Raw genomic sequence first — 24,130 nt, 5'->3', positions numbered from 1 at the left:
CATGGGAGCCAGTATTACCCTTGCAGGTGAGAGCCTGATCGCCCAGAAACAGGGCATGCAACAACGCATGGTCGTGAGCCGCTTTATTTTGGCCAATGTCCCCGGCCTAAATCCGGACAGTCCCGTGGACCGTACCGCAGGCAAACCGCCGGTGTCGCAACTGGTCGGCACTTACGACGTGACCCAGCGTGGCTTCGTCAATCCCAACCAGGTGGTTTACAGCCTGATGCTTGGGAGCAACATCGGCGACTTCGATTGGAACTGGATCGGTCTTGAAACCGCCGAAAACGTGTTGCTGGCCGTGGCTTATGTGCCGCTCCAACAGAAGCGCAAGAACATCCCGCCGCAGCAGCTGGGCAACAACGTGACCCGCAACTTCATGGTGGTGTTCGACGGCGCCCAGTCCCTGACCGGGATCACAATCGACGCCAGTACCTGGCAGCACGACTTCACCGTGCGGCTGAAAGGCATCGACGAGCGCGAGCGCCTGAGCAATCGGGATATCTTCGGTCGGGCCTGCTTCCTGACGACCGCACTGGAGGTAGAACAGCTGGGCAACACCTACCGGGTTAAACCGGGGCTAGCCTATGTCGAAGGGGTGCGTGTCAGCAGCAACCAGGTGCAGGTGATCAGTCCTCCTGCGTTACCCACCACTGTCTGGCTCGATGTCGTTCTGGAGCACCAACTGAATGATGTGGTCGCACGTTGGAGCGTGGTCTTTGGTGCCGACAAGGCCGACTACCAGGACGGCACCGGTGCCGCCCATTACTGCATCGCCCTGGCGGATCTGACGACATCGGCTGTCATAGACCGCCGGCCCTCTGAATACATTACCGAGCCGCTGCTGCAGCATCTGGCAGCCCGTAACGGTGACTATCCTCAGTTGCGCGCCCGGTCGACCACCAAGGGAGACGTAGGCCTGGGTAACCTGCCGAACGCCGTCAGCGATGACGACAGCACCGACAGTAGTCAGGTCCTGGCCAGCACCAAGGCGGTCAGCCGCGTGCGCAAGGTGCTGCAGGGCGCGATCGACAAGCTGTTGGATGGCACGACCGCTGCGGGGAAGGCAAAACAACTGCTGAACGCCCGCACCTTGTCGATCAGCGGTGCAGGCACCGGGAGCGCGTCTTTTGATGGCACCGCGAATGCCGATATCGCTTTTACGCTCAATGACAGTGGCGTGCAGGCCGGCACTTATACGAAAGTCACGGTCAGCAGCAAAGGTACTGTCGTCGGCGCGGCCAGCTTGGTCGCTGGGGATATTCCCGCTCTGGACTATTCCAAAATCACCACGGGGAAGCCCACGACCCTGCAAGGGTATGGCATCACCAACGCTTTGCCCCTAGGGCTGACCGACAAACGCCCACAGTTGTATGCACCTACCGTAGGGACAATTTACACCGACGGTGCCCTGGAGATTCGTGAGGCACAATTGGTCGGTGCTGCACAAAGCGCCTTCACCTATGCCCCGCGAATCGCCTTTCACTGGGGATTTGTGGTCGCCGGCGATCTGGCCATGTCCGCTGTAGGGGAGTTGTGTTGGAACGGGCAACCGCTTTTCCACTCAGGCAACCTCAACCCGACCACCATCGTTCCGGTCGGCGCTATCGTTGCCTTCGCTATGGCTGCAGTACCAGCAGGCTATCTGAAAGCCAACGGCGCGGCAGTGTCCCGGACGGCCTACGCCAACCTCTTTGCCTACCTGGGAACCTACTACGGGGTAGGTGACGGCGTCAGTACGTTCAATCTGCCAGACCTTCGCGGTGACTTTATCCGTGGTTGGGATGACGGGAGAGGCCTGGACCCCCATCGGGCAATTGGTGTTCGTCAGATGGGGCAGAACGCCGCTCATACCCACACGGCGAGCAGCGACGTGCAAGGCGATCACGCCCACGGAATCTGGCCGCTCTCAATCAACCTCTCCACCTCCACCGGTGCTGGCCACTATTCGGTTCAGCCCAACCTGGGACAAAGCAGCAGCACTGCAGGCGCCCACAGACACAACATTACCGTGGACGCTTCGGGCGGCAGTGATCCACGTCCGAACAACATCGCGATGATGTATTGCATCAAATATTGAGGTCCAACATGAGCACAAAGACGGTCTATCAAACCAATCAACTGGGTCTCTACGTCGGTACGGCCGTGGCCGAAGAGTCACCGCTGGAGCCAGGTGTTCTCCTTATTCCTGGCGGCTGCGTGGAAACACCACCGCCGGCAATTCCCACCGACAAAGCTGCCTGCTGGAGCAACGGAAAGTGGGTGCTGGTTGACTACTACAACGGGCTTGTCGTTTACAGCATCACCACCAGCGAGCCGATGACCATCAACGGTGTGGGACCGATCCCCAGTGGGTACACGATGAAAAAGCCTGGGCCTGACCAGGTATGGAAGAACGGCGAGTGGGTGGACGATATCGGGGCCATTCTGGCGGTCTTGTACGACCAGAAGCTGGAAGCCATCGGCAGCGCGTGCAGCCGCTACATTGAAGGCGGGTTCATCTCCAGCGCCCTGGGCGAGCCCTACCGCTACAGCAGCCAGATGGATGATCAGATCAATCTGACGGGCATGGTGCTCAGTGGCCTGGACGCCAGTTACGCCTGTTTCGACCTCAACCAGGTCAAAGCCTTTCGACCGCACACTGCTGCCCAGTTGCACCTGGTGGGTCAGGACCTGGTGCGCTTCAAGCAGGCTGCTTTGCAGCAGGCAGATACGTTCAAGCAGGAATTGGCGACGGCCCTAAAGGACAAGAAGCTCAAGGTCATGAGGGCCATTCAATGGACGCCGCCGGTATGATTTGGGCACCTGTGACCATGCGCTGGCCAGAGCAGGCCACCCAGTGGATGGGCGAGCTGTCAGCGGCTAAGGATCTGGCTGGTGGGGAGCTGACCAGCACCGCCGAGCGCTTGGTCGGCTTGACGGACATGGCCACCACCAACCCGGGGCCGGTCGCCGCCGCTGCCCAGGGCGCGATCGACCGCGGGCGGGCGGCGCTGGCCGAACAGATGGGTGAGGCCCCGGCCTGCCTGGTGGTGACACCCTTCCAGAGCGGCATCGGTCAGGGGGCTGGCAACCAGCGCTTCCTGTCGGCGCCGAACCTCCTGCAGCAGCTGGCCGGCAAACTGGTGGATGTTAGCGACACGGGCCGCCCTGACGGCCCCCAGTACGCGCTGTGCCTGATGTTCCTGGCTACTCGCGTGGATCAACTGGCTGCGAGCCTGGCGCGCTTCAATGCGTTGCTGCCGATGCCTGACCTGGTGCGCGCCGAACGCCGTGCGCGGCACCTGTCGACGCTGGAAACGGAAAAGTGGGAGATCCCCGGTGCCGGCACGCTGCCGCGCTGGGACGCTCTACCCCTGGAACGCTGCACGGTACTCAAGGCGGCCAAGCAATCCATGTCCGGCCAACTGGCGGTGTTGGAGAGCTACGCGGCCGACAGCTCGCCCCTGGGCGATCTGGCCGCACTCGCGAGCCGTAAGGCCGCACAGCAGAAGGACCGCGACCAGCAACTGGCGGATCTGAAAGCGTTGCTCGCCGGTGGCGATGCCGACAGTACCCTACGTGCCCGGCTGATAGGTCCTGGTGTTGCCGCCGAACTGCGACACGAGCTGCTGGAAGGCGAGGCCCCGGGGCACGAATGGGTGCTGTGCGCCGGCGCGCTGCTGGTCGGGTCGAAGCAGGGACTCAGTTTTATCCAGGAGCTGGTCGGCCTATGACTCTGTTACTTGATGGCGAACAGGTGCGCGGCAAGAACCTCAAGGTCACGGCCAACCTGCGTATCGAAAGCGAGGATCTGTCCGGCCAAACCAGCAACACCGAAAAGGCCCACAAGGGGTTCAAGCCCAAGACCCTGACCGTCTCGCTGATGATCCCCTTTGTCGATCAGTCTCAGTTGCGTGATCTGATGCGCCTGGCCGAGTCCACCGCCGGCGGTGGCCGGTTGAAGACCTATCGGGTGGTCAACGATACCGCCGCCGCCTTTGGCATGCGCCAGGTGCAGTTCTCCGAGGGCGTGAGCGCTCGCGAGGATGATTCGCTGCGGGCTTGGCTGGTCCAGTTCACGCTGACCGAAAAACTGTCCAACCCGGAGAAAGTCGAAAACCGGCGCCCTGGGAACAAGGTCAACGCTCAGGGCGGACCCGGCGGCGCCGTGGGTGATGGCTCAAAGAGCCCCGAGGAACTGACCGGCTTTGAAAAGACCCTGAAAAAACTCGATGACTTCCTGGCGCCCAAATCATGAAGCTGCACAAGATTCTCATGATCGCCGGCGTGCCGTATGTCCTGGTCAAGGATGAAGTCCGGCTGGACACCCGCAGCCCTGGCCGGGCGACTTTTACGGTTCAGGCGTCGACCACTTTAAAAGGCCTGGTGACGCTGGACATCGGTTACAACGAAGGTACGCTGCAGCGCCACTTCATTGGCTACGTCGAGCGCTGCACGGCGGCCAACGATGTCCAGCAAGTCCTGTTCTGCCGGGAGCTGGCCGCGATCCTGGCCAACCCGCTGCCGCTGAACCTCCGTCACGTCGACCTGCGCGGCGTCCTGGCAGAGATCAGCCAGCACACCGGTCTGCGCTTTCGCGTGCCGGATAAGCCTTACGCCGGCGTCAAGGTCCCTTACTTCTACAGCTTGGCGGCTGGCTATCAGGCAATGGACAGCCTGGCGCGGGTGTTCAACATCCCTGACTTCCTCTGGCAGCAGCAGGGTGACGGGGAAGTGTTCGTGGGCTGCTGGGCCGATAGCTTCTTTGGCGTCCGGTCACCGCTGCAACTGCCGGTGGAGCTGTTCGACGGCTTCCAGGGCAATCAGAGCGCCATGGTCGCGGCCCTTCCCGGGTTGCGACCAGGTGCAGCAATCAATCACGGCGAGCGGATCACAAGCGTGGCCCTTGTTGATAATCAGATGTTCATAAAGTGGAAATTAGTTTAGCGTGCTTCCTACCAAGGAGTCGCCTTAACTGATGGAGGGAACATGAAATTTTCACAGAGATATAACTATAAGTCAGGGATAAAAATCGCCCAGCGCGAATCGGTTGATGAAGAATTAAAAAATGGAATGTGGAATGTATTGACGGTTATAGTATTTAACAAGTATAGGCCTGCTCCGGCATATGGTCGCAATCGAGCTGACTATGTTCGGGGGTCTAATTTTGAAGGGCTTGCTGGTAATATTTGGATTTTTTATTTTAAAAAAGTTCTAGATGATATGCCGCCACTCTGGTCTACATATTTGCTAGAGTTGCGGAATTACTTCTTCTCAAAGGCTTCATGGTATGAGGTTTTTGATTTTGTTGAATTTGTTTCCTGCAATTTAAGTCGAGAGGATTCAGATCAGATTGTCTCTATTTTTAATAAACTCCTTGAGGAGGAGAATTCTGCATATAGATTTGTGAGTGGTAAAGTGGTCGAAATTACATCGCAAGTTGAAATAGATGAGGTCGAAGCTGCTGTAGTAGCTTCAGAAGCTTACTCGGGAGTGCGAACGCATTTGGCGCGGGCAGTTGACCTGCTTGCAGATCGTAACCAACCGGACTATCGGAACTCAATAAAGGAAAGTATTAGTGCTGTAGAGTCATTAGTTGTCGAAGTGACGGGGAGGGGTGGGACTCTTGGGCAGCTTTTAAAAGAGGTTGAAAAAGTCAAAGGATTGCATCCTGCCTTAAAATCTGCGTTTGCATCGATTTATGGCTATACAAATGATGCTGATGGTATTCGCCATGCGTTGTTGGGAGAAAGCTCGTTGAGTAAGGCCGATGCGAAGTTTATGCTCGTATGCTGCTCTGCTTTTGTTAATTATGTAATTTCTCTCTATGGGGAGAAAAATAAATCTGATTTGGGTGAGTAGATGGACGACGCAATCCGCCGTAGCGTAGAACGACAATTCCCTGAACTGACCGGCGGCTACCACCTACCACGCTTTGCCCGGGTGGTAGCCGTAGCCGATGCGCCCGCCAACACCGGGATCTGCGACGACTTCCGGCCGCGCTACGCGGTGGACATCGAGGTCCTGGGTCCAGACGGCGAGCCCGATGCGAGCCTGCCTCAATTGTCCGGCGTACCGCTGCCGCTGGCTACGGGCGGCGAGGAAATGGGGATCTATGGTTTTCCTGGAGAGGGCACCACCGTGGTGGTGTGCTTCGCCTACGGACTGCCGCACAAACCGTATATCCAAACCATCCTACCTCATGGCCTGAGCATGCCCCGGGTGCCGAAAGGCGACCAGGTGTGGCAGCACAGCGAGGCGTGCCAGCAGCGCGTCGACGCCGACGGCAACTGGTTGCGCCAAACTGACGGCAAGATCCAGGACAAGGCGATCGAGCGGGAAGTGGAAGCTATGGGCAACACTGAGCGCTTCCAGAACCACACCAGGAGCGTCGACGATCATTCAACCGAGTCGGTGGGTGGCATCAAGAAGATCGAGGCCCTGGGCTCGCTCAAGCTCTTGTCTGGCGGGGCCGCGAGCCTTGCGGCCGTGGACGATCTGCACCAGGCCACTGGCCGGGATCTGAATCTGGTGGTGGGGCAGAAGCACAACGCCACGGTGGGTGGTGATATGGAGGAAAGGATTCAGGGGCTGCGCAAGAGCGTGGCGGCGGTCAGTCAGCAGATGGTGGCGCCTAAGACCTGGTTGGGATCTGAAGGGGTGAACGTGCTGCAGGTGCTGTGTGACTTGCTCGATCTGGTGCAGCAGATGAACGTCCAATTGGCGGGCCACACTCATGTATCTGGTCCTGCACCGACCCCAGGCGATGTGTCTGCTTTCAATTCAAAGGCAGCTCAAGCTCAGGCTCTCTCTTCTACTTTGAATGCCATCACAAGGTAGCTTATCTCCACGTATCAATTGCATGTTCCTCACCTGGATGTTTTTACCCGAAGGAATGAGGCACCATGCTGGGAGGCAATGGTGTTGCTACCTTAGGGAGAGGAAGGAATGATTTGCATAAACTGTATCCATCTAGAGTCGCTTAAACGATTTGTCGCGAAGGAAGGTGTGTTCGGTAAGTGTCAATATTGTGGTATTGATGGTGTTTGTGTGGCTAAGGATGCGATGTTTGATTATATTGGCGTGCGAATTAAAGAGTCTTTCAGGACGTTGGATGAACTTACTAGCTATGAACGAGGGATGTTTTTTTATGGGTCTGATAATCTGTCGATAAAAAAATACTGGGAGATTGTGGGAGATGATTACGATATAGGAGGTGGGGAGCTAGTTGAGGATTTGATTGAGTATCTTGAAGTGGACTTTGCCCTGGATGAAGAAGGGGATGACCTGCTTTACGCTCTTGATGATGGATCATTGGAAACTAATTCTTTCGAGGCTGCTTGGGAGGTATTTGTTTCAAGAGTCCACCATGAGCATCGCTTTTTTAATGATGGGGCTAAGAACTTTCTTGGCTCTCTATTTGGATTTACTTGTCAGGGCGGAAATTTAAAGGCAGATTTAATAACTGTTCTTTCGGACGGTGATAGTTTGTTCAGAGCCCGAAAGGCTGACAATTTTGAAAAGCTAAAGAAAATTGAGGCCGACCCAGCCAGAGAGCTTGGGCCTGCACCTAATATTCTAGCAGGTAGTCAGCGAATGACGCCTAGCGGAATTTCGGCAATGTACTGCGCAACAGATAGGCAGACGTGTTTAAGCGAAATTCGAGCGGTTACGGGGGACCTTGTGGTGTCTGCCGAATTTACTCCAGTTACATCAATGCGTTTTTTGGATTTGCGAAAGCTTGAAGTTATAGCGCGATTTGACATGAGTCCGTTTGATGAAGGTTTTACTAAAGCCTCGCACGCATATCAGTTTTTGAAAGGCCTTATCTTTAAGTTATCCAAGCCGAAGGGGAGTGGGGATGAGGTTGCCTATATCTCCACCCAAGTGGTGTTTGAGTATCTTCGAATACAGTTTAATAAGCAGGTTAGCGGGATTGTCTTTCCTTCAGTGCAAACAGGTGGCACCGGTACAAATATTGTGCTTTTTCCAGAATGCACACTTGTTGCTCAGTCTGGATACTCTATTGAGAGTGAAGACCCGCTTGGCGGGCACGATCCTTGGGGGCCCCCGATCCCAACGATACAGTTTAAAGTTGGCTCAGCAAGAGTTCATAAAATAAAGGCCGTCGTTACTGAATCACAAGACTATGTGGACGCTACAGCCTATTACATTTCCGAAGACCCTATTCTGTCAGAGCTGCTCTAGCTGGGGGGCACCACCAGGACTGTGCATAAGCACATCCATCTATGTACTCGATCCCGCTCAAGATAAATTCATTTGGAGCCATCCCGGCCAAGGTCGCATCCAGCAGCCGGGGTAGTGGTTCGGGCTCTAGTGGGATCTTGAGCTACGCCCTGGTTCATTGCTCGTTTGGTGCGTCACCAGGACGTTGCCCCTGATCGACAGGTAGCACCTCCTTTCTTGTAGGTTCAAAGCCACACTCTTGTAAAGCATAGGGGGATGAGCATATTCATGATAAGTCTCTACTTATTCGCCGTTACGCTCGTCCAACAGTGCTTCCACGGCATAAGCCAGAGTGCCATCCCCGTTTGCTCAAGTAAGTCGCTGAAGTGGTCACAGTCGATCACCAGCGCCCTCTGTTGTGCGTGATTGTCGGTGTGGGCATCCGACGAGATGCAGGCGGGCAAGGTTCGGAAATTCAGTCGGGAAGAAAAAATCTGAATAAAAAAGCACTTATCCCCCTCCCGCCGACGGGCTTTGTGTCCCTTTTTTGTGCAAACACGGGTGGTGGTGCAAACGGTGCTCTTGCCCAGGCCCGCTGCGGGGTCTGTGGCGTGTATGGCAATTGCACGGTGTGCAAGGTTTTGCAAAGAAGTGCAGCGGCTTTGCACAGAGCCCAGGGCGAGCGGGAGCGGGGACGGTTTGTTGGAGGTCACGGTTTACAAGGGGCGTGCCTTTGAAAACAGGCGTTTTGCTGCGTTTTCATTTTCTGAATCGCTCGCCCCAGGTGAGCTTTTGGCGTGCTCCAGGAGCGGTATCGATATGCCGGAAAGCCCCGGTGCCCGTGGCTTTCCGGCCACATAGACCATTGCACAGATTGATCAGCGCTGAGGCGTGTTTGAGCGGCGATTCGGTAGGCTTGAAAAAACGTTGGCATGGGAACGAGTACAGGCCGTTTTTCAGGAGAGGCGCGGCAGAAGGGTAATTTTGGTAAGCGGGGCAGAAAAATGGCCTGGAGCCCTTACAGCACGGGCTTTCACTCATTACCTTAGAGGGTAATTAAAGGTAAGGGGATTGGTAATATTTTGTTCACGTCCCCGTTTTACTGGGTTTGGTAGCGGATCGGTATTACTTGCACTGAAAGTAATTTTATAACCATTTACTTACCTTATTATTACCTTTGTAGAAACATATCAACTATCTGATTTTGTTGGGTTTTATCTGTTTTTCCGCAGCTCATTACCAAAATTACCTTTTTCCCATGGTTCAACATAAAACGCGGAAAACGCCTGTTGCAGCCATGTTCTGCAGCCTGGCGCATTTAACCTCTGGGACCACGCTGGGACAGATCCTACGCGCACTATTGGGCTGCAACCCTTGTAAACCGGGGGGGCAGACTCCGAAAGTCGCTCACGGGTAGTTTCGAATCTCTCCTTCACCGCCAAATTCGATGTACACAAAACCCCTGGTTTTCTTCGGAGAACCAGGGGTTTTGTGGTTTCTGGGTATGCATTTTTCCTCTTTTCTGACAGGCCTATGCTGGTGCTTATGTCAGCGTAGTATGCCGCACCAGTGATGGACGGTGCTTGGCATCGGGCATTCCCACATATAGCCATCGCCCTCGTTGCCGCTGGACACGTAGGCAAGGAGCTCCCAGTTGTGCAGGTCCGCGGAGCGGTACAGCGGCAGCATTGGCACAGCGCCCAGGCGTGCGCCGGCAATCAGATACCAGCCGTCATCCTCCTTCCATACCTTGGGGTCACGAAAGTGCATGATGGCGTCTTGCGGCGGGGTATCAATGACCGCGCCATGCTTGGTGAAGGGGCGATAATCGTGGATGACGCGAGACAGGCCGTCACTCAGCGCACGCTGTGCGAGGTCAAGAGAGGCAGATATTGGATCGCTCGGGGGATTCAAAGACAAGGTCATAGGGCACTTGCTCGTATGGAGCGCAGGGGGGCGCCATCTGGCAGGGTTTCAATGGCTAGTGCGTGGCGTACCAAGGCCGTGCCGTCGGAGTTGAACGCGTGCAGGTTGCCGATATCCAGCTGCAGCTCGACCCGATCACCTGATTGCCATCCGGCGTTGACCTCGCAACGACAGATCAGTGGCTCGTCCTGACCGGTGTCGAGGTGCACATAAGTTTCGCTGCCCAGGTACTCGACCCCGGTCACGGTGATGCCGGCGCTACCCTCTGCCGCCTTGAGCGACACGTGTTCTGGGCGAATCCCCAGGCTCAGCAGGGTGTCCGCCGCCAGGTTCGAGCTGTCGAAGGGCAGGGGCGTCATACCCAATACCGACGTTTCGACCAGGCTGTTTTCGCCTGAGGTATGCAGGCGCGCCGCAAGAAAGTTCATTCTGGGCGAACCCAGAAAACCGGCCACAAAGCGGCTGGCCGGACGCTCATAAAGTTCGCGTGGTGAACCGATCTGCTCTACGCGACCGCCGTTGAGCACGACAATTTTGTCGGCCAGGGTCATCGCTTCCACCTGATCGTGGGTGACATAGATCATCGTCGAGCCCAGTCGCTCATGTAGCCGGGCGATTTCATTGCGCATCTGTACCCGCAGGGAGGCATCCAGGTTGGACAGCGGTTCATCGAACAACAAAATATCCGGTTCTCGCGCCATTGCCCGGCCCATCGCTACACGCTGACGCTGGCCGCCAGACAGCTCCTTTGGCTTGCGTTGCAGCAGTTTGTCCAGTTGCAGGATTTGCGCAGTTTTCAACACGCGTTCGCGCAGGCTGCGTTTTTCAATCTTGGCCAGTTTGAGGCCAAAACTGATGTTGTCGTAGACACTCATATGCGGGTATAGCGCATAAGACTGAAACACCATGCCGACGCCTCGTTCGCACGGTTCCAGGTCGTTGACCCGTCGGCCGTCGATCAGCAGGTCACCGCTGCAGATCGAATCCAATCCGGCGATCAGTCGCAGGAGGGTCGACTTTCCACAGCCCGAAGGGCCAACGAAAACCACGAATTCACCCGCAGCGATCTCCAGGCTGACGTCACGCAAAATCCGAATGCCGCCCAATTGTTTGTTCACGTTGTCTAGCTTCAACTTGATCATGATGCTGTTCCTTGTATTTGTTGGGCATCAACCCTTTAGCGCGCCGGCAGTGAGACCGGAAACGATTCGGCGCTGGAAGATCAGCACCAGAATCACTAGTGGGACGGTGACCAGCACCGATGCTGCCATCAACAGCCCCCAGGGCAACTCATGCGGGCTCCCACCGGAAATCAAGGCGATGGCAACCGGCACCGTGCGTTGCGGGTCTGTCAGGGTAAAGGTCAGGGCAAAAAGGAACTCATTCCAAGCTGCTATGAAGGCCAACAGGCCAGTGGTGACCAGTGCGGGCCAGAGCAGTGGCAATAGCACCCGGGTCAGCGTGACCCAGGGCGAAGCGCCATCCATGATTGCGGCTTCTTCCAACTCATGGGGCAGTTGTCCCATGAAGGTGGTCAGTACCCAGACGGTGAAGGGGAGGGTGAAAATGGTGTAGCTCAGGATCAGCGCCCAGGAAGTGTTGTATAGGCCCAGAGCGCGGATGACCTCGAACAGCCCTGACAGCACGGCGACCTGGGGAAACATGGATACGCCAAGGACCAACATCAATACGGTACCGCGCCCGCGGAACTTTACCCTGCCCAAGGCATAGGCCGCGGTCAGACTGAGGAACAGCGCCAGGGCCACCACACAGACCGCAACCACCAGCGAGTTACCAATAGCTCGCAAGAAGGAGGCTTGCTGGAGTACCGCCGCATAGTTGGAGAGGTCGGGGCGATCGATCCAATAGCTCACCTCGAACAATGCGCTGGAGGGTTTCAGTGAGGTCACTATGGCGTAATAGAAAGGGAAGACCGCATACAGTAGTAGGACCCCGATCAGACTCCAGAATCCGAGGCGCAACAGTGCTTTTTTGAGTAGGCGTGGGGTCATGAGCGGACCTCCAGTTGATGGCGTCCGAGATAGAGATAAAGCATGGCGATCACTGCCACGACCAGAAACAGCAGTGTCGAGGCGGCGCTGCCGTAGCCAACGTCCTGGAACTCCACCAGGTGCTGGCGGGCATAGACAGACATGCTCATGGTGCTCGAAGCGTTCGAGGTCAGCACGTAGATAACGTCGAATACCCGCAGGGAGTCGAGGATGCGGAAGATCGCCGCCACCAGCAGCGCAGGCATCAACAGGGGAAGCGTGACACGCCAGAATACTTTCAGCGGGTGAATTCCATCGACCCTGGCGGCTTCGTAGCAATCGCTCGGCAACATCTGCAAGGCGGCCAGCATCAGCAGTGTGACAAAAGGGATGGTCTTCCAGACATCGACAATGATGACCGCCCACATCGACAGATCCGCGTCTGCCGTCCAGGCCAGGGGCGCATCAATCATGCCGAGGCTTAACATCAGGTGATTGATGATGCCGAACTGGTCGTTAAGCATCCATGACCAGATCTTCGCTGAGACAATCGTAGGAATCGCCCACGGAATCAGAGTCAACGCACGTACCAGCGAGCGTCCGCTGAACTTGGTGTTCAATAGCAACGCCACCAACAGCCCCAGGACGATTTCCAATCCCACTGAAATGACCGTGAAATGCAAGGTGTTGCGTACAGCGTTCCACCATTGTGGATCGACCAGAATGCCCGACCAGTGGGCCCCGTCGTAGAACAGATAATTGCTCAAGCCGACGAAGGTGCCGCCACGGGTGTCCGACAGGTTGGCGTCGGTCAGGCTGAACCAGAACGTGCGCAGTAGCGGCCAGGCCGCCACCAGGGCCAGACAGATCAGCATCGGTGTCAGGAACAGCCAGGCGGCGCGCACGCGGCGGCGCTGTACAGGCGTTTCCCGGGCCGGCAGGCACTCCTCGAAGGGCGCGTGAGTAGAAGAGACAGACATGGCGATTTCCTTCCTTGTGGCTTACCAGTTCCGGCGTTTGATGCGCGTGAGCTCGCTTTCCAGCTCGGCCAACGCCTGGTCGACAGGCAGTTCGCCCGCCAGTACGCCATGCACTCGGTCAAAGAACGCATTTGAGACCCGTGGATAACGATCGGCGGTTATCGATGCGGGGCGCATGACCCCATCGTTGAGAATGCTATGGAGTTGGCTGTAATAAGGCATTGCCGTGAGCAGCTCGGGATCCTGGTAGAGCGACTCGATAACCGGGTTATAGCCGCCTGCCAAAGCTCGATGTTTTTGCTCCTGCGCACTGGTCAGATAGGTCACCAGCTCTGCGGCAAGTTTTGGATGGGTGCTGTAACGTGACACCGCCAGGCCCCAGCCGCCAAGGGTGGATGCATGCGTGCCGGTCGCGCCGCCTTTGGGCAGGGGAGCGACCCCGACCTTGTCTTTTACCGCGCTGTCCTGGTTTTGTACCAGGGCCCAGACATAAGGCCAGTTGCGCATGAACAGCGCATTCCCCGATTGAAATACACCACGTCCTTCTTCCTCGGTGTAATTGAGTACGCCACGCGGGGAGATGTCGCCTACCCAGCTTTTCGCCAGGGCCAAGGCTGTCCTTGAGGCCTGGCGGTTGATCACGATGTCTCCTTGTGGATTGACCAGGCCGCCTTCCGGTTGGCTGCTGATCCACTCCAGTGCGTTACACGTCAGGCCCTCGTAGGCGCGCCCTTGAAATAGGTAGCCCCACATATTGGGGTTTCCGGCGTTACGCTCGGCCTGTTGAACCTCCCTGGCGATAGAGGTCATTTCCTCCCAGGTCTGGGGAACCGGCTTGTTGTACTTGTCGAGCAAGTCCTTGCGGTAATACAGCAGCCCCGAGTCGGTGAACCACGGCATTGTCACCAGCCGACCATTCACGGTGGCGTTATCCATCTGTGACTGGAAGTAGCCTTGGGTGGCACTCGGGGGAAGCACTTCGTGCAGGTCCATCAGGTGATTGGCCAGCATCCCCGGCCACACCATATCGATTTGAATAATGTCGATGTCGGGGGACTGTGCGCTGAGGATCTGTTGATAAAAGGACAACCTTTCGGTGGCCGAGTTAGGCGTGGAAACCACCTCGACGTTATGGCCGGTCTGCTTCGACCACGCCTCGACAGCCTCCTTGCAGAGTTGTAATTCCGCTCCCACCGCACCACACGAGATCGTCAAGTCGGCTGCGCTCGAGAGAGAGGGAAGCGCGGCGCAGAGGGTGAGCAGCGCCGCTGAAAGAAGAGTTTTCAGCTGTTTCATAGAGTCCTCTTTATTTTTGTTTTTATAAAAGTTAACGTTACCATTGCCAATGTAGCAGCGTATCCGAGATCTGGCATCCTTTTTTCTTCAATTCAGACAATTCACAGCTCACGAAGAAAAGGCTGGCCACTCGCGCAAAACCATAAAAACAAGACAGGAAATCCAAATGCAGAAAGTATCAAGCTGGCTACTCGCAGGCGTGCTCAGCACATCGGCGGCAATCACCCGGGCCGATACTCTGGAAGAGCGCATGAGTACGTTTGAAGCCCGTGCAAGCGCGGCGGAAAAGCGTGCGGCGGCAGCCGAGCTGCAAACCCAGGAACTTGCGAGGGAATTGCAGCAAATCAGACTCGCCAATCCCGCCTTGCCGCCCGCCACGCCCACTGCGACAGCCATTCCGACGCCTACTTTGGATGCCCGAGTGGAAAAACTCGAAGCCCGTCAGCAGAGCATGGAAAAGCAGGGCGATACTGAACACCTCTCTGACGGATTCAGCTTCAAAGGTTACGCCCGTTCCGGATTGCTGATTGGCGAGGGGCTTGGTGGCGGTCGTGGTGGGCCTTATATAACCCCAGCCGGTTCGGTGGGTGGGGCCGTTGGGCGACTCGGCAACGAAGACGACACCTACATGCGTATGGACCTGTCGAAAGAAATCTATGCGCAAAACGGTACCCGTTCCAAATTCACGGTCTCCATCGCCGACGGGGTGGAGAGTGCCAATGACTGGACGGCTGGCGAAAGCAATCTGAACGTGCGTCAGGTCTTCACAGAGCTCGACCATATCGCCGCGTTCAAGGGTAACTCCGTGTTCGAGAACTCCACCCTGTGGGCAGGTAAGCGATTTGATCGAGATAACTTCGACATCCACTGGCTGGACTCCGACGTTGTCTTTCTGGCAGGCACCGGGGGAGGAATCTACGATGTGCAGATGAACAAGGATTGGCGCTCGAATTATTCCTTGATAGGGCGTACCTACGGGGATTTCAGTCTGGGCGGTATTGATGCAAAGGTGCAAAGCTACATCCTGACCTCCAACCAGTTCTTCGAGGATGGTGAGTGGCAGTGGATGTTCAATGCCATCGGCTCAAAGAAAAACGATTTCGGTACCCGTACCAATGAAGCGGGGTTGTCGCCGGCGGATTCCGGTTTGCACAGCATGCTGGCTAATCACCAGAAAAACTTTTTTGGCAGGGAAGGCTTCTTCAAAACGGCGCTGCTCTATGGCCAGGGTCTGGGAGCAGAGGTCAAGAATATTGGCTCGGATGGCGAACTGATCAGCGATGCCCGCACTCTGCGCCTGGCGCTTTACGGCGAGACACCCGTTGCGCCAGGCTGGCGTATCGGCCCCAGCTTGCTGGCCGAACAAAGCAAGAGTAGATACGTCGAGGGTGACGACTACCGTTGGCTGACCCTGAACATGCGCTTGGCCAATGCAATCAACAGCAATTTCGAGATGGACTACGAAGTGAGCTGGCAAACCATGAACCTCGACCCCAAGGGTTATTTGCAACGTAATGCGGTCAACGGTAACTTCTGGAAATTTACGGTCGCTCCGACATTCAAGCCAGATGTTGGAGACCTTCTCACACGTCCTGAATTACGAGTATTTGCAAGCTTCATGAACTGGTCTTCGGACCTGGACAGATACAGTACCTCAGGCTCCTTTGGCAAAACTGATTTCGGCGCTGGGGGGGTATGGCAATACGGCATACAGATGGAAACCTGGTTCTGATGTCCGCTTCATCTGCAACAAGACCGGTCTGGATGGTTATCGACTCGGCTATACATATTTTTCCGAAGTGCAAGATCATCATTTGATTTTTTGATTGGTTTTTTGTTGCGCCTGTTGAACTGGACCTTGTCACAGCCGTGACATGGCGATCACCGTTCGTGCCGATGTGAAGGACGGTGTCCAGGGTGGGTCGGTGACGCAGGAAATCCAGCCGATGTCACGAACACTGCCCAATCCGACATCATGGCCTGACGCTTCTCAAACAGGTCTCCACGAAAATAGGCCGCCTCCACCTTGTCTTGCCGAACATGTGCCAAAGCCAGTCCTGTATTGCGGAATGTGCAGTGATGAATGAACCCTAACGCCGGACGGATAACTGGGAAAGGGGGAATGGCGATGGATTTTGTAAGACAAGGCGCTGTTTTAATTGGCGGACGGATCAACAGGTGCAGGTCCAGTCATGGGCGAGCCTGTAAAACACTCACCACGGATTCTCAACGAGTCAGCAGTGATGCCAGGGATGTGCTGTGCCATATGCTGGACGAGGGGAGTTGCTGAAGTGCAATGGCCGGCGGACCCGCTGACTGACTCCGAGATTCCTGGTTCGCGTTGTCCTTCTGTGAAACCTCTTCGGTAATGATGGCTCAGTGCTATCATCCGGTTCCGGTTCTGAGTATCCTGGGCAAAAGCCCTTATCCCAGCGGTGCTTGCCTTGCTTTCGATCTATCCAAGAGCGGTTTCCGAGAACCTCGAATAACTCGCCTCAGCCATTCCATCCGTATGGATATGTCGAGGAAAGTAACGGCTGCTCTTATTGCCGTCAAACAGCTGTGGATAACATCGAGAAAAAACCAATAAAAACGTTCCTTCGAAGCCATACCGCGCCTGTACCTGCCATGGAAAGATCACCGGTGGTCCCCGGGGACAGCTCCCTGTTGCCCCGAAAACCAAGAACAGCATGCATTGTGGAGGATTGAATGAACAAATGGTTCGGCAATATCAGCGTCAACCTCAAGCTGGCCCTGGGCTTCGGCCTGGTACTGGCACTGACCACTGTCCTTGCCCTGACCAGCTGGACCAGCCTGGACAAGTTGATCTGGCGCAGTGATCGGATGGGCGATATCACCTTGTTAAATACCTTGCTGAACAAGGTGCGCGTGGCTCGCCTGCAGTACATGCTGAGCAATGGCGATGAAGCAGCGGCCCAGAACGTGCAGTCCGCCCTGGACGCATTCAGCGCCCAGGATCAAAAACTGACCCAGACGTTCAAGAACCCGGATTTTGTGAAACTGCTTGGAGAACAGACAGTCATTATCGGCAAGTTCCAGCAGTCCCTGAATAAAATGCATGACGCCTATCGCGCCCGCAACAGTGCCCGACAAACCTTCAGTGATAACGGCGCGGCGGCCTTGAAGCTGATCGATGCGGTCAGTAGCAGCGTGCTGCAAATGCCCCCAGGCGACGCAGAGCGTATCGAACGCTTCCAGGCCGTCGCCCAGACCAGGGAGCAGTTCCTGCTCAGCCGTTTCGAAGTACGCGGTTACATTGCCGGGGCTAACGCGGATACCGAGCAGAAGGCCATCAACCAATTAAATGGAGCCATTGGCAGCCTGAAACAGCTTGGCGAACATTTCGGCTCGCCCCTGCCGGATGCACTGCGCCAGCTGGAAACCGCCCTGGGCAATTACCGAACCGCCTTTCTGGGCTACAAAACGGCCAATGATGTCGTTACCCAGACGGGCAAGGAACTGGCCGACCAAGTGGTCGAGATATCGGCTCGCAGCGAGGCCCTCTACCAGGGGCAGGTGGACAGCCGCGATAGCGAGGTCAGCCAGACGCGCATGATGCAATTGGGCAGCACCCTGTTGAGCTTGCTGTTCGGCATCCTGGCCGCGGTCATCATCACCCGCCAGATTACCCGACCGATCCGCGAAACCCTCGGCGTCGTCGAGCGCATTGCCGGTGGCGACCTCACTCACAACCAGGTGGTCACTCGCCGTGATGAACTGGGCACGCTGCAACAAGGCATCCAGCTCATGGGCGAGACCCTGCGCAACCTGATCAGCGGTATTCGCGATGGTGTCACGCAGATCGCCAGTGCCGCCGAGGAACTGTCGGCCGTGACCGAACAGACCAGCGTCGGGGTTAACAGTCAGAAGGTCGAGACCGATCAGGTCGCCACCGCCATGCACGAAATGAGTACCACCGTGCAGGCTGTCGCGCGCAACGCCGAACAAGCCTCGCAAGCCGCCGCGGATGCCGACGGCCAGGCCCGTGAAGGTGACAAGGTGGTTGCCGAGGCCATCGCGCAGATCGAACGCCTGGCGGCGGAAGTGCTGCGCTCCACCGAGGCCATGACCCTCCTGCAGCAGGAAAGCAACAAGATCGGTAGCGTCATGGATGTGATCAAGGCCGTGGCCGAGCAGACCAACCTGTTGGCGCTCAATGCCGCCATCGAAGCCGCCCGTGCCGGTGAGGCCGGTCGTGGTTTTGCCGTGGTCGCCGACGAAGTTCGCAGCCTGGCCCAGCGCACCCAGAAGTCTACCGAGGAAATCGAAGGCCTGGTCGCCGGCTTGCAGAGCGGTACCCAGCAGGTGGCCAACGTCATGAGCAACAGCCGTAGCCTGACCGATAACAGCGTTGCGCTGACGCGCAAGGCCGGTGTCTCACTGGGAAATATCACCCGCACAGTGTCTGACATCCAGTCGATGAACCAGCAGATCGCCGCCGCCGCCGAGCAACAAAGCACCGTGGCCGACGAGATCAGTCGCAGCATCATCAACGTCCGCGACATTTCCGAGCAGACCGCCGCCGCCAGCGACGAAACCGCCGCCTCCAGCGTCGAGCTGGCCCGCTTGGGCAATCAGTTGCAGATGATGGTCAGCCATTTCAAGGTCTGACGGAGCAAGGTGGCGCGGGTGACCGAAAGGCCGCCCGTCACTCATCTCCAGCCGCACAAACCCGCGCCCGGCCGCCACGCTTCGCCTCATAAAGCTGCACATCCGCCGCCGCCAACAGTGCCTCCGGACCGCCACCGAGTGCAGGCAGCAGCGTCGCCACACCCGAGGAGGTGGTGACCACCCTAGCAACCTCCGAGCCGAGATGCTCGATATCCAGCGCCCGGATACGCTCCTGCATGGCCTCGGCTATCCTGGCCGCGTCTTCAAGGTTCGTTTTCGGCAAAATGCAGGCGAACTCCTCGCCGCCATACCTCGCCACCTTGTCATGGGGACGCCGGAGCGACTCGCAAAGCGTCTTGGCGACCAACTTCAGGCAGCTGTCCCCACTCTGATGGCCATAGCGGTCGTTGTAACGCTTGAAGTAGTCGATATCCAGCAAGATAAGGGAGATGGGCACCTTGTCGCGCAAGCACTGGCGCCAATTGGTGAGCAAATCGTCATCGAACTTGCGTCGATTGCCCACACCGGTCAAACCATCCAGAAAGGCGTGCGCACGCAACAAGTCACCCTGCAATTTCAAGGTCAGGTGAGTTTGGACCCGGGCGCGGACGATCACCGAGTTGATGGGTTTTACAATAAAGTCGACCGCCCCGAGCCCCAGCGCAATCACTTCATCCGCGGCCTGGTTCTGCGCGGTGATGAAAATGATCGGTATCGTGCTCGTCAACGGATCGGCCTTGAGTCGGCGGCACACCTCGTGGCCATCGATATCCTCCATCACCACGTCGAGCAGAATCAGGTCCGGCAACTCGGCCTGGCATATTTTCAGCGCCTGCTCGCCGTTGGCCGCCATGAAGATGTCGCACTGTGCGGAAAACAGCTCGTACAGCACCCGGATATTAGTGGGCTGATCGTCCGCAATCAGAATCTTGGGACGTCGGTTTGTATGAAGCAGCCAATCTTCGAGAATTCGCTCCATGGTCAGGCTTGCTCCAGCATTTCATAGGCACTCAGTGCTGCGGCCGTAAAGTCCAATGCCCTGACCTGTTTGATAAACGGATTGAATCGGGCCAGTCGTTCCGCCGGCGTTTGGGCAAGAAGTGCTTCCGCCGCCGCAATGGCTTGCAGGTTCGAAGCATTCAGCAGCGTGAGTATTTCGTTTAAATGCAGCCGCCATTCAGTCAAAGACAACGCCTCTCCAGCCGGCTCAACCGGACCCGCGGGCTCGGCGAACGCTATGGTCAATTGCTCAAGACTGGCCTGCATCAATTGCCGCAGTTCAGCACTGCAGCCATTGACCAGAGGATCGTCGGCTGCCGATGCCGCGCCAGCGTTCAGCGCCTGCTCAAGCTGGCCGGCTCTTCTTGAAAGCGCGAGGGCACCCATGGTGCCGGCGCTGCCCTTGATGGCATGCAATACACTGGCGGCGCCCACCCGGTTTTTTTGCGCTATCTGCTCGTCCAGGTTCTGGAGTTGCTTTTCCGTCTCGGCACCAAAGATCTTCAGGACACTGCGTATCAGGTTCAGGTTTCCATCCAGCCGCTTGACGATCGAAGCAGGGTCTTCAATAAGTTCGTCTTGTTCCATGACCGGATCATTTGCGACAGGGCGCGCGACTGGCGCCGGGGGCTCTTTTCCATCCAGTTGTGCCCGCAGCACCGAAACCAGATGCTCGATATCGATCGGTTTGCCGACATGCCCGTTCATCCCCGCCTGCAAACAGGCCTGCCGATCGGAAGAGGACGCATTGGCGGTAATCGCAATGATGGGCAGCGTGGTAAAGCGGGGGTTGGCGCGAATTCTCCGGGTCGCTTCGTAGCCATCGATGTCAGGCATCTGCACATCCATCAGCACGGCATCGAAGGACGTGTTCCCCGTTATCACGCAGTTGACCCCCTCAAAACCGCCTTCGGCCAATTGCACGGAGGCGCCCTCCGATTTCAGCAGCTCCTCGATGACCTGACGGTTCAAGGCGTTGTCTTCCACCACCAGGAAGTTGAGACCCGCAAGACGCCTTGAAGGTTTGTGCTCAAGCGCTGGAGTCTCAGTCGGTGTGTCGATGCCTTGCAACGCCCGCAAAATGACCTCGGTCAGCTGTCGGGGCGTCACGGGCTTGGTAATGAACCCGGCAAAAGGGGCATCGCCGCGATCATGGCTCTCGGCGAGGACTTCGCGCCCATAGGCGGTGATCATGACGACCACGGGCGGCGGTAGCCGTCCTTTCAGTTCGCGAATCAACTTGGCCGCGCTCATGCCATTCAGATCCGGCATCCGCCAATCCATCAGGACCACGTCATAACGCTCTCCCTCATGGAGGGCCTTGCTTATCTTGTTCACGGCCTCGACACCCGAGGAGACGAGGTCGGCCTGCCATTCCAGGGCGGCCACCGTGCGCATCAGCAACTCGGCGGCAATCGGGTTGTCGTCGACCACCAGCACCCGCATTGAATGGTTGGCGGGGAGGGTCCTTGTCGTTGCGCCTGCGTCCACCTTCAGCCAGACATCGAACCAGAACCGGCTGCCCACATCAGGGCGGCTTTCCACCAGCAGATCGCCCCCCATCAGTTTGACCAGGCGCTTGCAGATGACCAGGCCGAGACCCGAGCCGCCGAAGCGGCGTGAGGTCGAGGCTTCGGCCTGATTGAAACCTTCAAAGATATGTTCTATCTGTTCGGGGCTCATGCCGATGCCGCTGTCCGTTACGGCAATTCGGACCTGGACCTTGGAGGCCGTGCGTTCCAGGAGCTCAAGACTGACGATGACCTGTCCTTTCAAGGTGAATTTGAGGGCGTTGCCGGCGAGATTGATCAAGACCTGCTGCAAGCGCAGGCTGTCGCCGATCAGGCCACTGGGGAGGGCCGGATCGATATCGAACAACACTTCGATATCCTTCTGGCCCTGGTTGCCGGCCAATACGACACCCAGGTCCTGCATCAAGGGTTCGAAGTCGAATGGATGCGGATCCAGCTGGAGCTTGCCCGCCTCGATCTTCGAATAATCGAGAATGTCATTGAGCAGGCCGAGCAATGATTGGGCGGCTGTCTGGGCCTTGCTCACGTAGTCACGCTGGCGCAGGTTCAGCGGCGTGAACTGCACCAGATGCAACATCCCCAATACGGCGTTCATGGGCGTGCGGATTTCATGGCTCATGTTCGCCAGGAAGGATGATTTGGCTGCGCTCGCCGCATCGGCCTGCTCCTTGGCATGGCGCAGGCTCACTTCCATTTCATGTTGGGCCGTCACGTCATGATTGATCCCGGTCATGAGGGTCGGTGTACCGCTGGCATCACGCTCGACCCGGACGCGGGTTTCCAGGTAGCGCACTCGCCCGTCGGGCAGGACGATCCGGAACGATGGCAGGCGCTGTTCGCGATCATCGATCACCGCGTTGAGTGCGGCGATGACGATCTCCAGGTCATCCGGGTGAAAACGCGAGCGCCAATGTTCGAAGTTCAGGCCATTCTCGACCAGCGCCTGTGAGTAGCCATAGATCTCGAACATACGATCATTCCAATGCAGTGTACCGTCGCACAGGTTCCATGACCAAATGCCGAGCTCGGCGATATCGGCGGCCAACAGGAGGTGGTCACGGGTGGCGGCAAGATCGCTGCGGTGTTTCTTCTGTTCGGTGATATCGGTCATGACACAGACGAAGCAGCGTTCGTCGGTGCCTTTCATTGAACTGGTGGAGGCGTAGAGTGGAAAGGTCGACCCGTCCTTGCGCAAGCCGGACAATTCCACGCTGCTACCGGTTTCAGTGAAGCTCTGCTGTGAGAATTCTGCGGTATAAGCGTTGTACGCCGCGAGGTGAGATTCCGGGACAAGCGTCCTGATATTGCGCCCGAGTATTTCCTCTGTGTCGTAGCCGAACGCCCGTTGGCCGGCTGGGTTGAGTGATCGTACCTTGCCTGCGCCATCGACCGTGATAATCGGGTTGGCGGCTGTCTCCAGGATCGCCCGGGTGGTTTCCAGGCTCGCGGCCAGCTCTTTTTCGGTTTTGCTTTGCAGGTTTACCTGGCGAATCAGGCGCAGGCCGAAAATGACCAGCACGCAGACCAGCAACCCCACTCCCGCGGCATGCCACAGCGTATCCGACCACCAGGCGGCGAGGTTCTCATCCTTCGAGAGGGCCGCGGCGACGAACAGCGGATAGTCTTGCAGGCTACGGAAGCTGTTGAGGCGAACCACGCCGTCCTGGGCCGAGGCAATGGAAAAGGTACCGCCTGCCGGTTGTAGTTTGTGCTCCTGGAAAAGCCGGGTGTTGGTAATGTCTGCGCCGATGAGGCGTTCTTCGAATGGACGCCGGACGGCCATGACGCCTGAGTCAAACTCCAGGGCAACGGCCCCTTCCTGCCCGATCTCGAGGCGATTATAAAACTGCGAGAAAAAATCAATATCGATCGTGGCGGCGGCGATACCGGCAAAGCTGCCGTCTGGATTGTCAATGCGTCGCGACACCGGAATCGTCCACTTTCCCGTAGAGCGGCTGCGCAGCGGAGGCCATATCCGCACGCCCTGATCAGGGTGATTTTGATGAAAGATGAAATACTCACGATCAGAGTTGTTGTAGCTGCGCAAAGGCCCGGGTAACGAACTGACCAGCAACTCGCCATTGCGGTCGAACAGATAGAGGCCATCGAGTTGCGAGAGTTCGCTGAGCCGCGAGGCAAAGAGCTGGTGCAAGCGCTCCAGTGCCGGTGCGGTGGTGCCGTCGCGTTGGACACGCTCGACAACTCCGCTCAGTACCAGGTCGGCTTCCTTGAACGTGTCGTCGGCATGTTGAGCCATCGCGCGGGAAAGGTTCGCGGTGGCGGTTGTCACTTCGCCCAGTTGCACCGAGCGAGCGGTAAAACTGCGCCAGATATCGGAGCCAACGAGCACTGTGCACATGATGACAATGAGCAGCGTCATTCGGGATGTGAGCGAAAACCGGTATGCCACGTTTGCCTTCCCGAGAAGTAGTGGAACAACTATTGATACGGCAGTCTGGATTAAACCTGATGGTGCGGCAACTTGTCCTTGGGAAGAAATGATGCCCATCCGAACGACCTTGTCCCAAGCCTAGACATGCTGTTACTGAATGTATCGTCGTGCGGCAAAAGAATTCCGAACGCGACGGCCGAAAAAAACCGACCG

At 57.1% G+C, this 24,130-nt stretch carries 16 protein-coding genes and 2 pseudogenes; 10 read left to right on the top strand and 8 right to left on the bottom strand.

Translation table 11 applies throughout. The features are described from left to right. Position 1 precedes the first annotated feature (1 nt). From M5C56_RS29205 to M5C56_RS29170, 8 genes are all read left to right on the top strand, one after another. Positions 2 to 2,080, top strand: coding sequence for a phage tail protein (locus tag M5C56_RS29205; protein WP_103497348.1), 2,079 nt, complete (start codon positions 2 to 4; stop codon positions 2,078 to 2,080). Between the two features lie 8 nt (positions 2,081 to 2,088). Continuing rightward, positions 2,089 to 2,796: a hypothetical protein gene (locus M5C56_RS29200; RefSeq protein WP_103497347.1), complete on the top strand. Its 708-nt coding sequence runs from the start codon at positions 2,089 to 2,091 to the stop codon at positions 2,794 to 2,796. Then, a complete protein-coding gene (locus M5C56_RS29195; RefSeq protein WP_103497382.1) occupies positions 2,793 to 3,716 on the top strand; it encodes a hypothetical protein in 924 nt (307 codons plus the stop codon). Before M5C56_RS29200 ends, M5C56_RS29195 begins: the two co-directional genes overlap by 4 nt. Next, positions 3,713 to 4,240 carry a DNA-binding protein gene (locus tag M5C56_RS29190; protein WP_103497346.1) on the top strand — a complete coding sequence of 176 codons (528 nt, stop codon included), beginning with the start codon at positions 3,713 to 3,715 and terminating at the stop codon, positions 4,238 to 4,240. Before M5C56_RS29195 ends, M5C56_RS29190 begins: the two co-directional genes overlap by 4 nt. Further along, the gene (locus tag M5C56_RS29185; protein WP_103497345.1) at positions 4,237 to 4,929 is read left to right on the top strand and encodes a hypothetical protein; all 693 of its coding nucleotides are present in this window, start codon (positions 4,237 to 4,239) and stop codon (positions 4,927 to 4,929) included. Before M5C56_RS29190 ends, M5C56_RS29185 begins: the two co-directional genes overlap by 4 nt. 42 nt (positions 4,930 to 4,971) lie before the next feature. After that, positions 4,972 to 5,844 (top strand): AbiJ-NTD4 domain-containing protein, encoded by an 873-nt coding sequence (locus tag M5C56_RS29180; RefSeq protein WP_247263420.1) that lies wholly within the window; start codon positions 4,972 to 4,974, stop codon positions 5,842 to 5,844. Further along, complete coding sequence (locus tag M5C56_RS29175) at positions 5,845 to 6,822, top strand: hypothetical protein (protein ID WP_103497344.1); 978 nt, start codon at positions 5,845 to 5,847, stop codon at positions 6,820 to 6,822. 108 nt (positions 6,823 to 6,930) lie between these two features. Beyond that, positions 6,931 to 8,190 carry an RES domain-containing protein gene (locus M5C56_RS29170; RefSeq protein ID WP_103497343.1) on the top strand — a complete coding sequence of 420 codons (1,260 nt, stop codon included), beginning with the start codon at positions 6,931 to 6,933 and terminating at the stop codon, positions 8,188 to 8,190. On the opposite strand, the pseudogene M5C56_RS29165 reads toward M5C56_RS29170, so the two are convergent. The 6 genes and pseudogenes from M5C56_RS29165 to M5C56_RS29140 form a co-directional block, all read right to left on the bottom strand. Further along, positions 8,168 to 8,439: pseudogene (locus tag M5C56_RS29165) on the bottom strand (hypothetical protein). The gene M5C56_RS29170 and the pseudogene M5C56_RS29165 sit on opposite strands and share 23 nt — an antisense overlap. Positions 8,440 to 9,759: 1,320 nt before the next feature. Next, a pseudogene (locus tag M5C56_RS29160) lies at positions 9,760 to 10,095 on the bottom strand (hypothetical protein); the annotation flags it as partial. Further along, positions 10,092 to 11,237, bottom strand: coding sequence for a sn-glycerol-3-phosphate ABC transporter ATP-binding protein UgpC (ugpC, locus tag M5C56_RS29155; RefSeq protein WP_103497342.1), 1,146 nt, complete (start codon positions 11,235 to 11,237; stop codon positions 10,092 to 10,094). The gene ugpC and the pseudogene M5C56_RS29160, both read right to left, overlap by 4 nt. A 27-nt stretch (positions 11,238 to 11,264) precedes the next feature. Beyond that, positions 11,265 to 12,107: a carbohydrate ABC transporter permease gene (locus M5C56_RS29150; RefSeq protein ID WP_103497341.1), complete on the bottom strand. Its 843-nt coding sequence runs from the start codon at positions 12,105 to 12,107 to the stop codon at positions 11,265 to 11,267. Continuing rightward, positions 12,104 to 13,066, bottom strand: a complete 963-nt coding sequence (locus M5C56_RS29145; RefSeq protein ID WP_103497340.1) for a sugar ABC transporter permease — start codon at positions 13,064 to 13,066, stop codon at positions 12,104 to 12,106. Before M5C56_RS29145 ends, M5C56_RS29150 begins: the two co-directional genes overlap by 4 nt. 21 nt (positions 13,067 to 13,087) lie before the next feature. Continuing rightward, complete coding sequence (locus M5C56_RS29140) at positions 13,088 to 14,362, bottom strand: ABC transporter substrate-binding protein (protein WP_103497339.1); 1,275 nt, start codon at positions 14,360 to 14,362, stop codon at positions 13,088 to 13,090. A gap of 166 nt (positions 14,363 to 14,528) precedes the next feature. Here M5C56_RS29140 and M5C56_RS29135 point away from each other — a divergent pair, with 166 nt between their 5' ends. Beyond that, positions 14,529 to 16,094: a carbohydrate porin gene (locus M5C56_RS29135; RefSeq protein ID WP_103497338.1), complete on the top strand. Its 1,566-nt coding sequence runs from the start codon at positions 14,529 to 14,531 to the stop codon at positions 16,092 to 16,094. A gap of 977 nt (positions 16,095 to 17,071) precedes the next feature. Beyond that, entirely contained in the window at positions 17,072 to 18,994 is a 1,923-nt protein-coding gene (locus M5C56_RS29130; protein ID WP_103497336.1) for a methyl-accepting chemotaxis protein, read from the top strand. Positions 18,995 to 19,031: 37 nt separating this feature from the next. On the opposite strand, the gene M5C56_RS29125 is transcribed toward M5C56_RS29130, so the two are convergent. Beyond that, positions 19,032 to 19,973, bottom strand: coding sequence for a diguanylate cyclase (locus M5C56_RS29125; protein ID WP_103497335.1), 942 nt, complete (start codon positions 19,971 to 19,973; stop codon positions 19,032 to 19,034). Positions 19,974 to 19,975: 2 nt separating this feature from the next. Continuing rightward, complete coding sequence (locus M5C56_RS29120; protein WP_247263419.1) at positions 19,976 to 24,034, bottom strand: response regulator; 4,059 nt, start codon at positions 24,032 to 24,034, stop codon at positions 19,976 to 19,978. Positions 24,035 to 24,130 lie beyond the last annotated feature (96 nt).

This window comes from Pseudomonas sp. MWU13-2862, assembly GCF_023242495.1.
In the GTDB taxonomy this organism is placed as follows: Bacteria; Pseudomonadota; Gammaproteobacteria; order Pseudomonadales; family Pseudomonadaceae; genus Aquipseudomonas; species Aquipseudomonas gingeri_D.
Note: the sequence above shows the minus strand (reverse complement) of the source record. Positions and strands in the feature narration are given on the sequence as shown.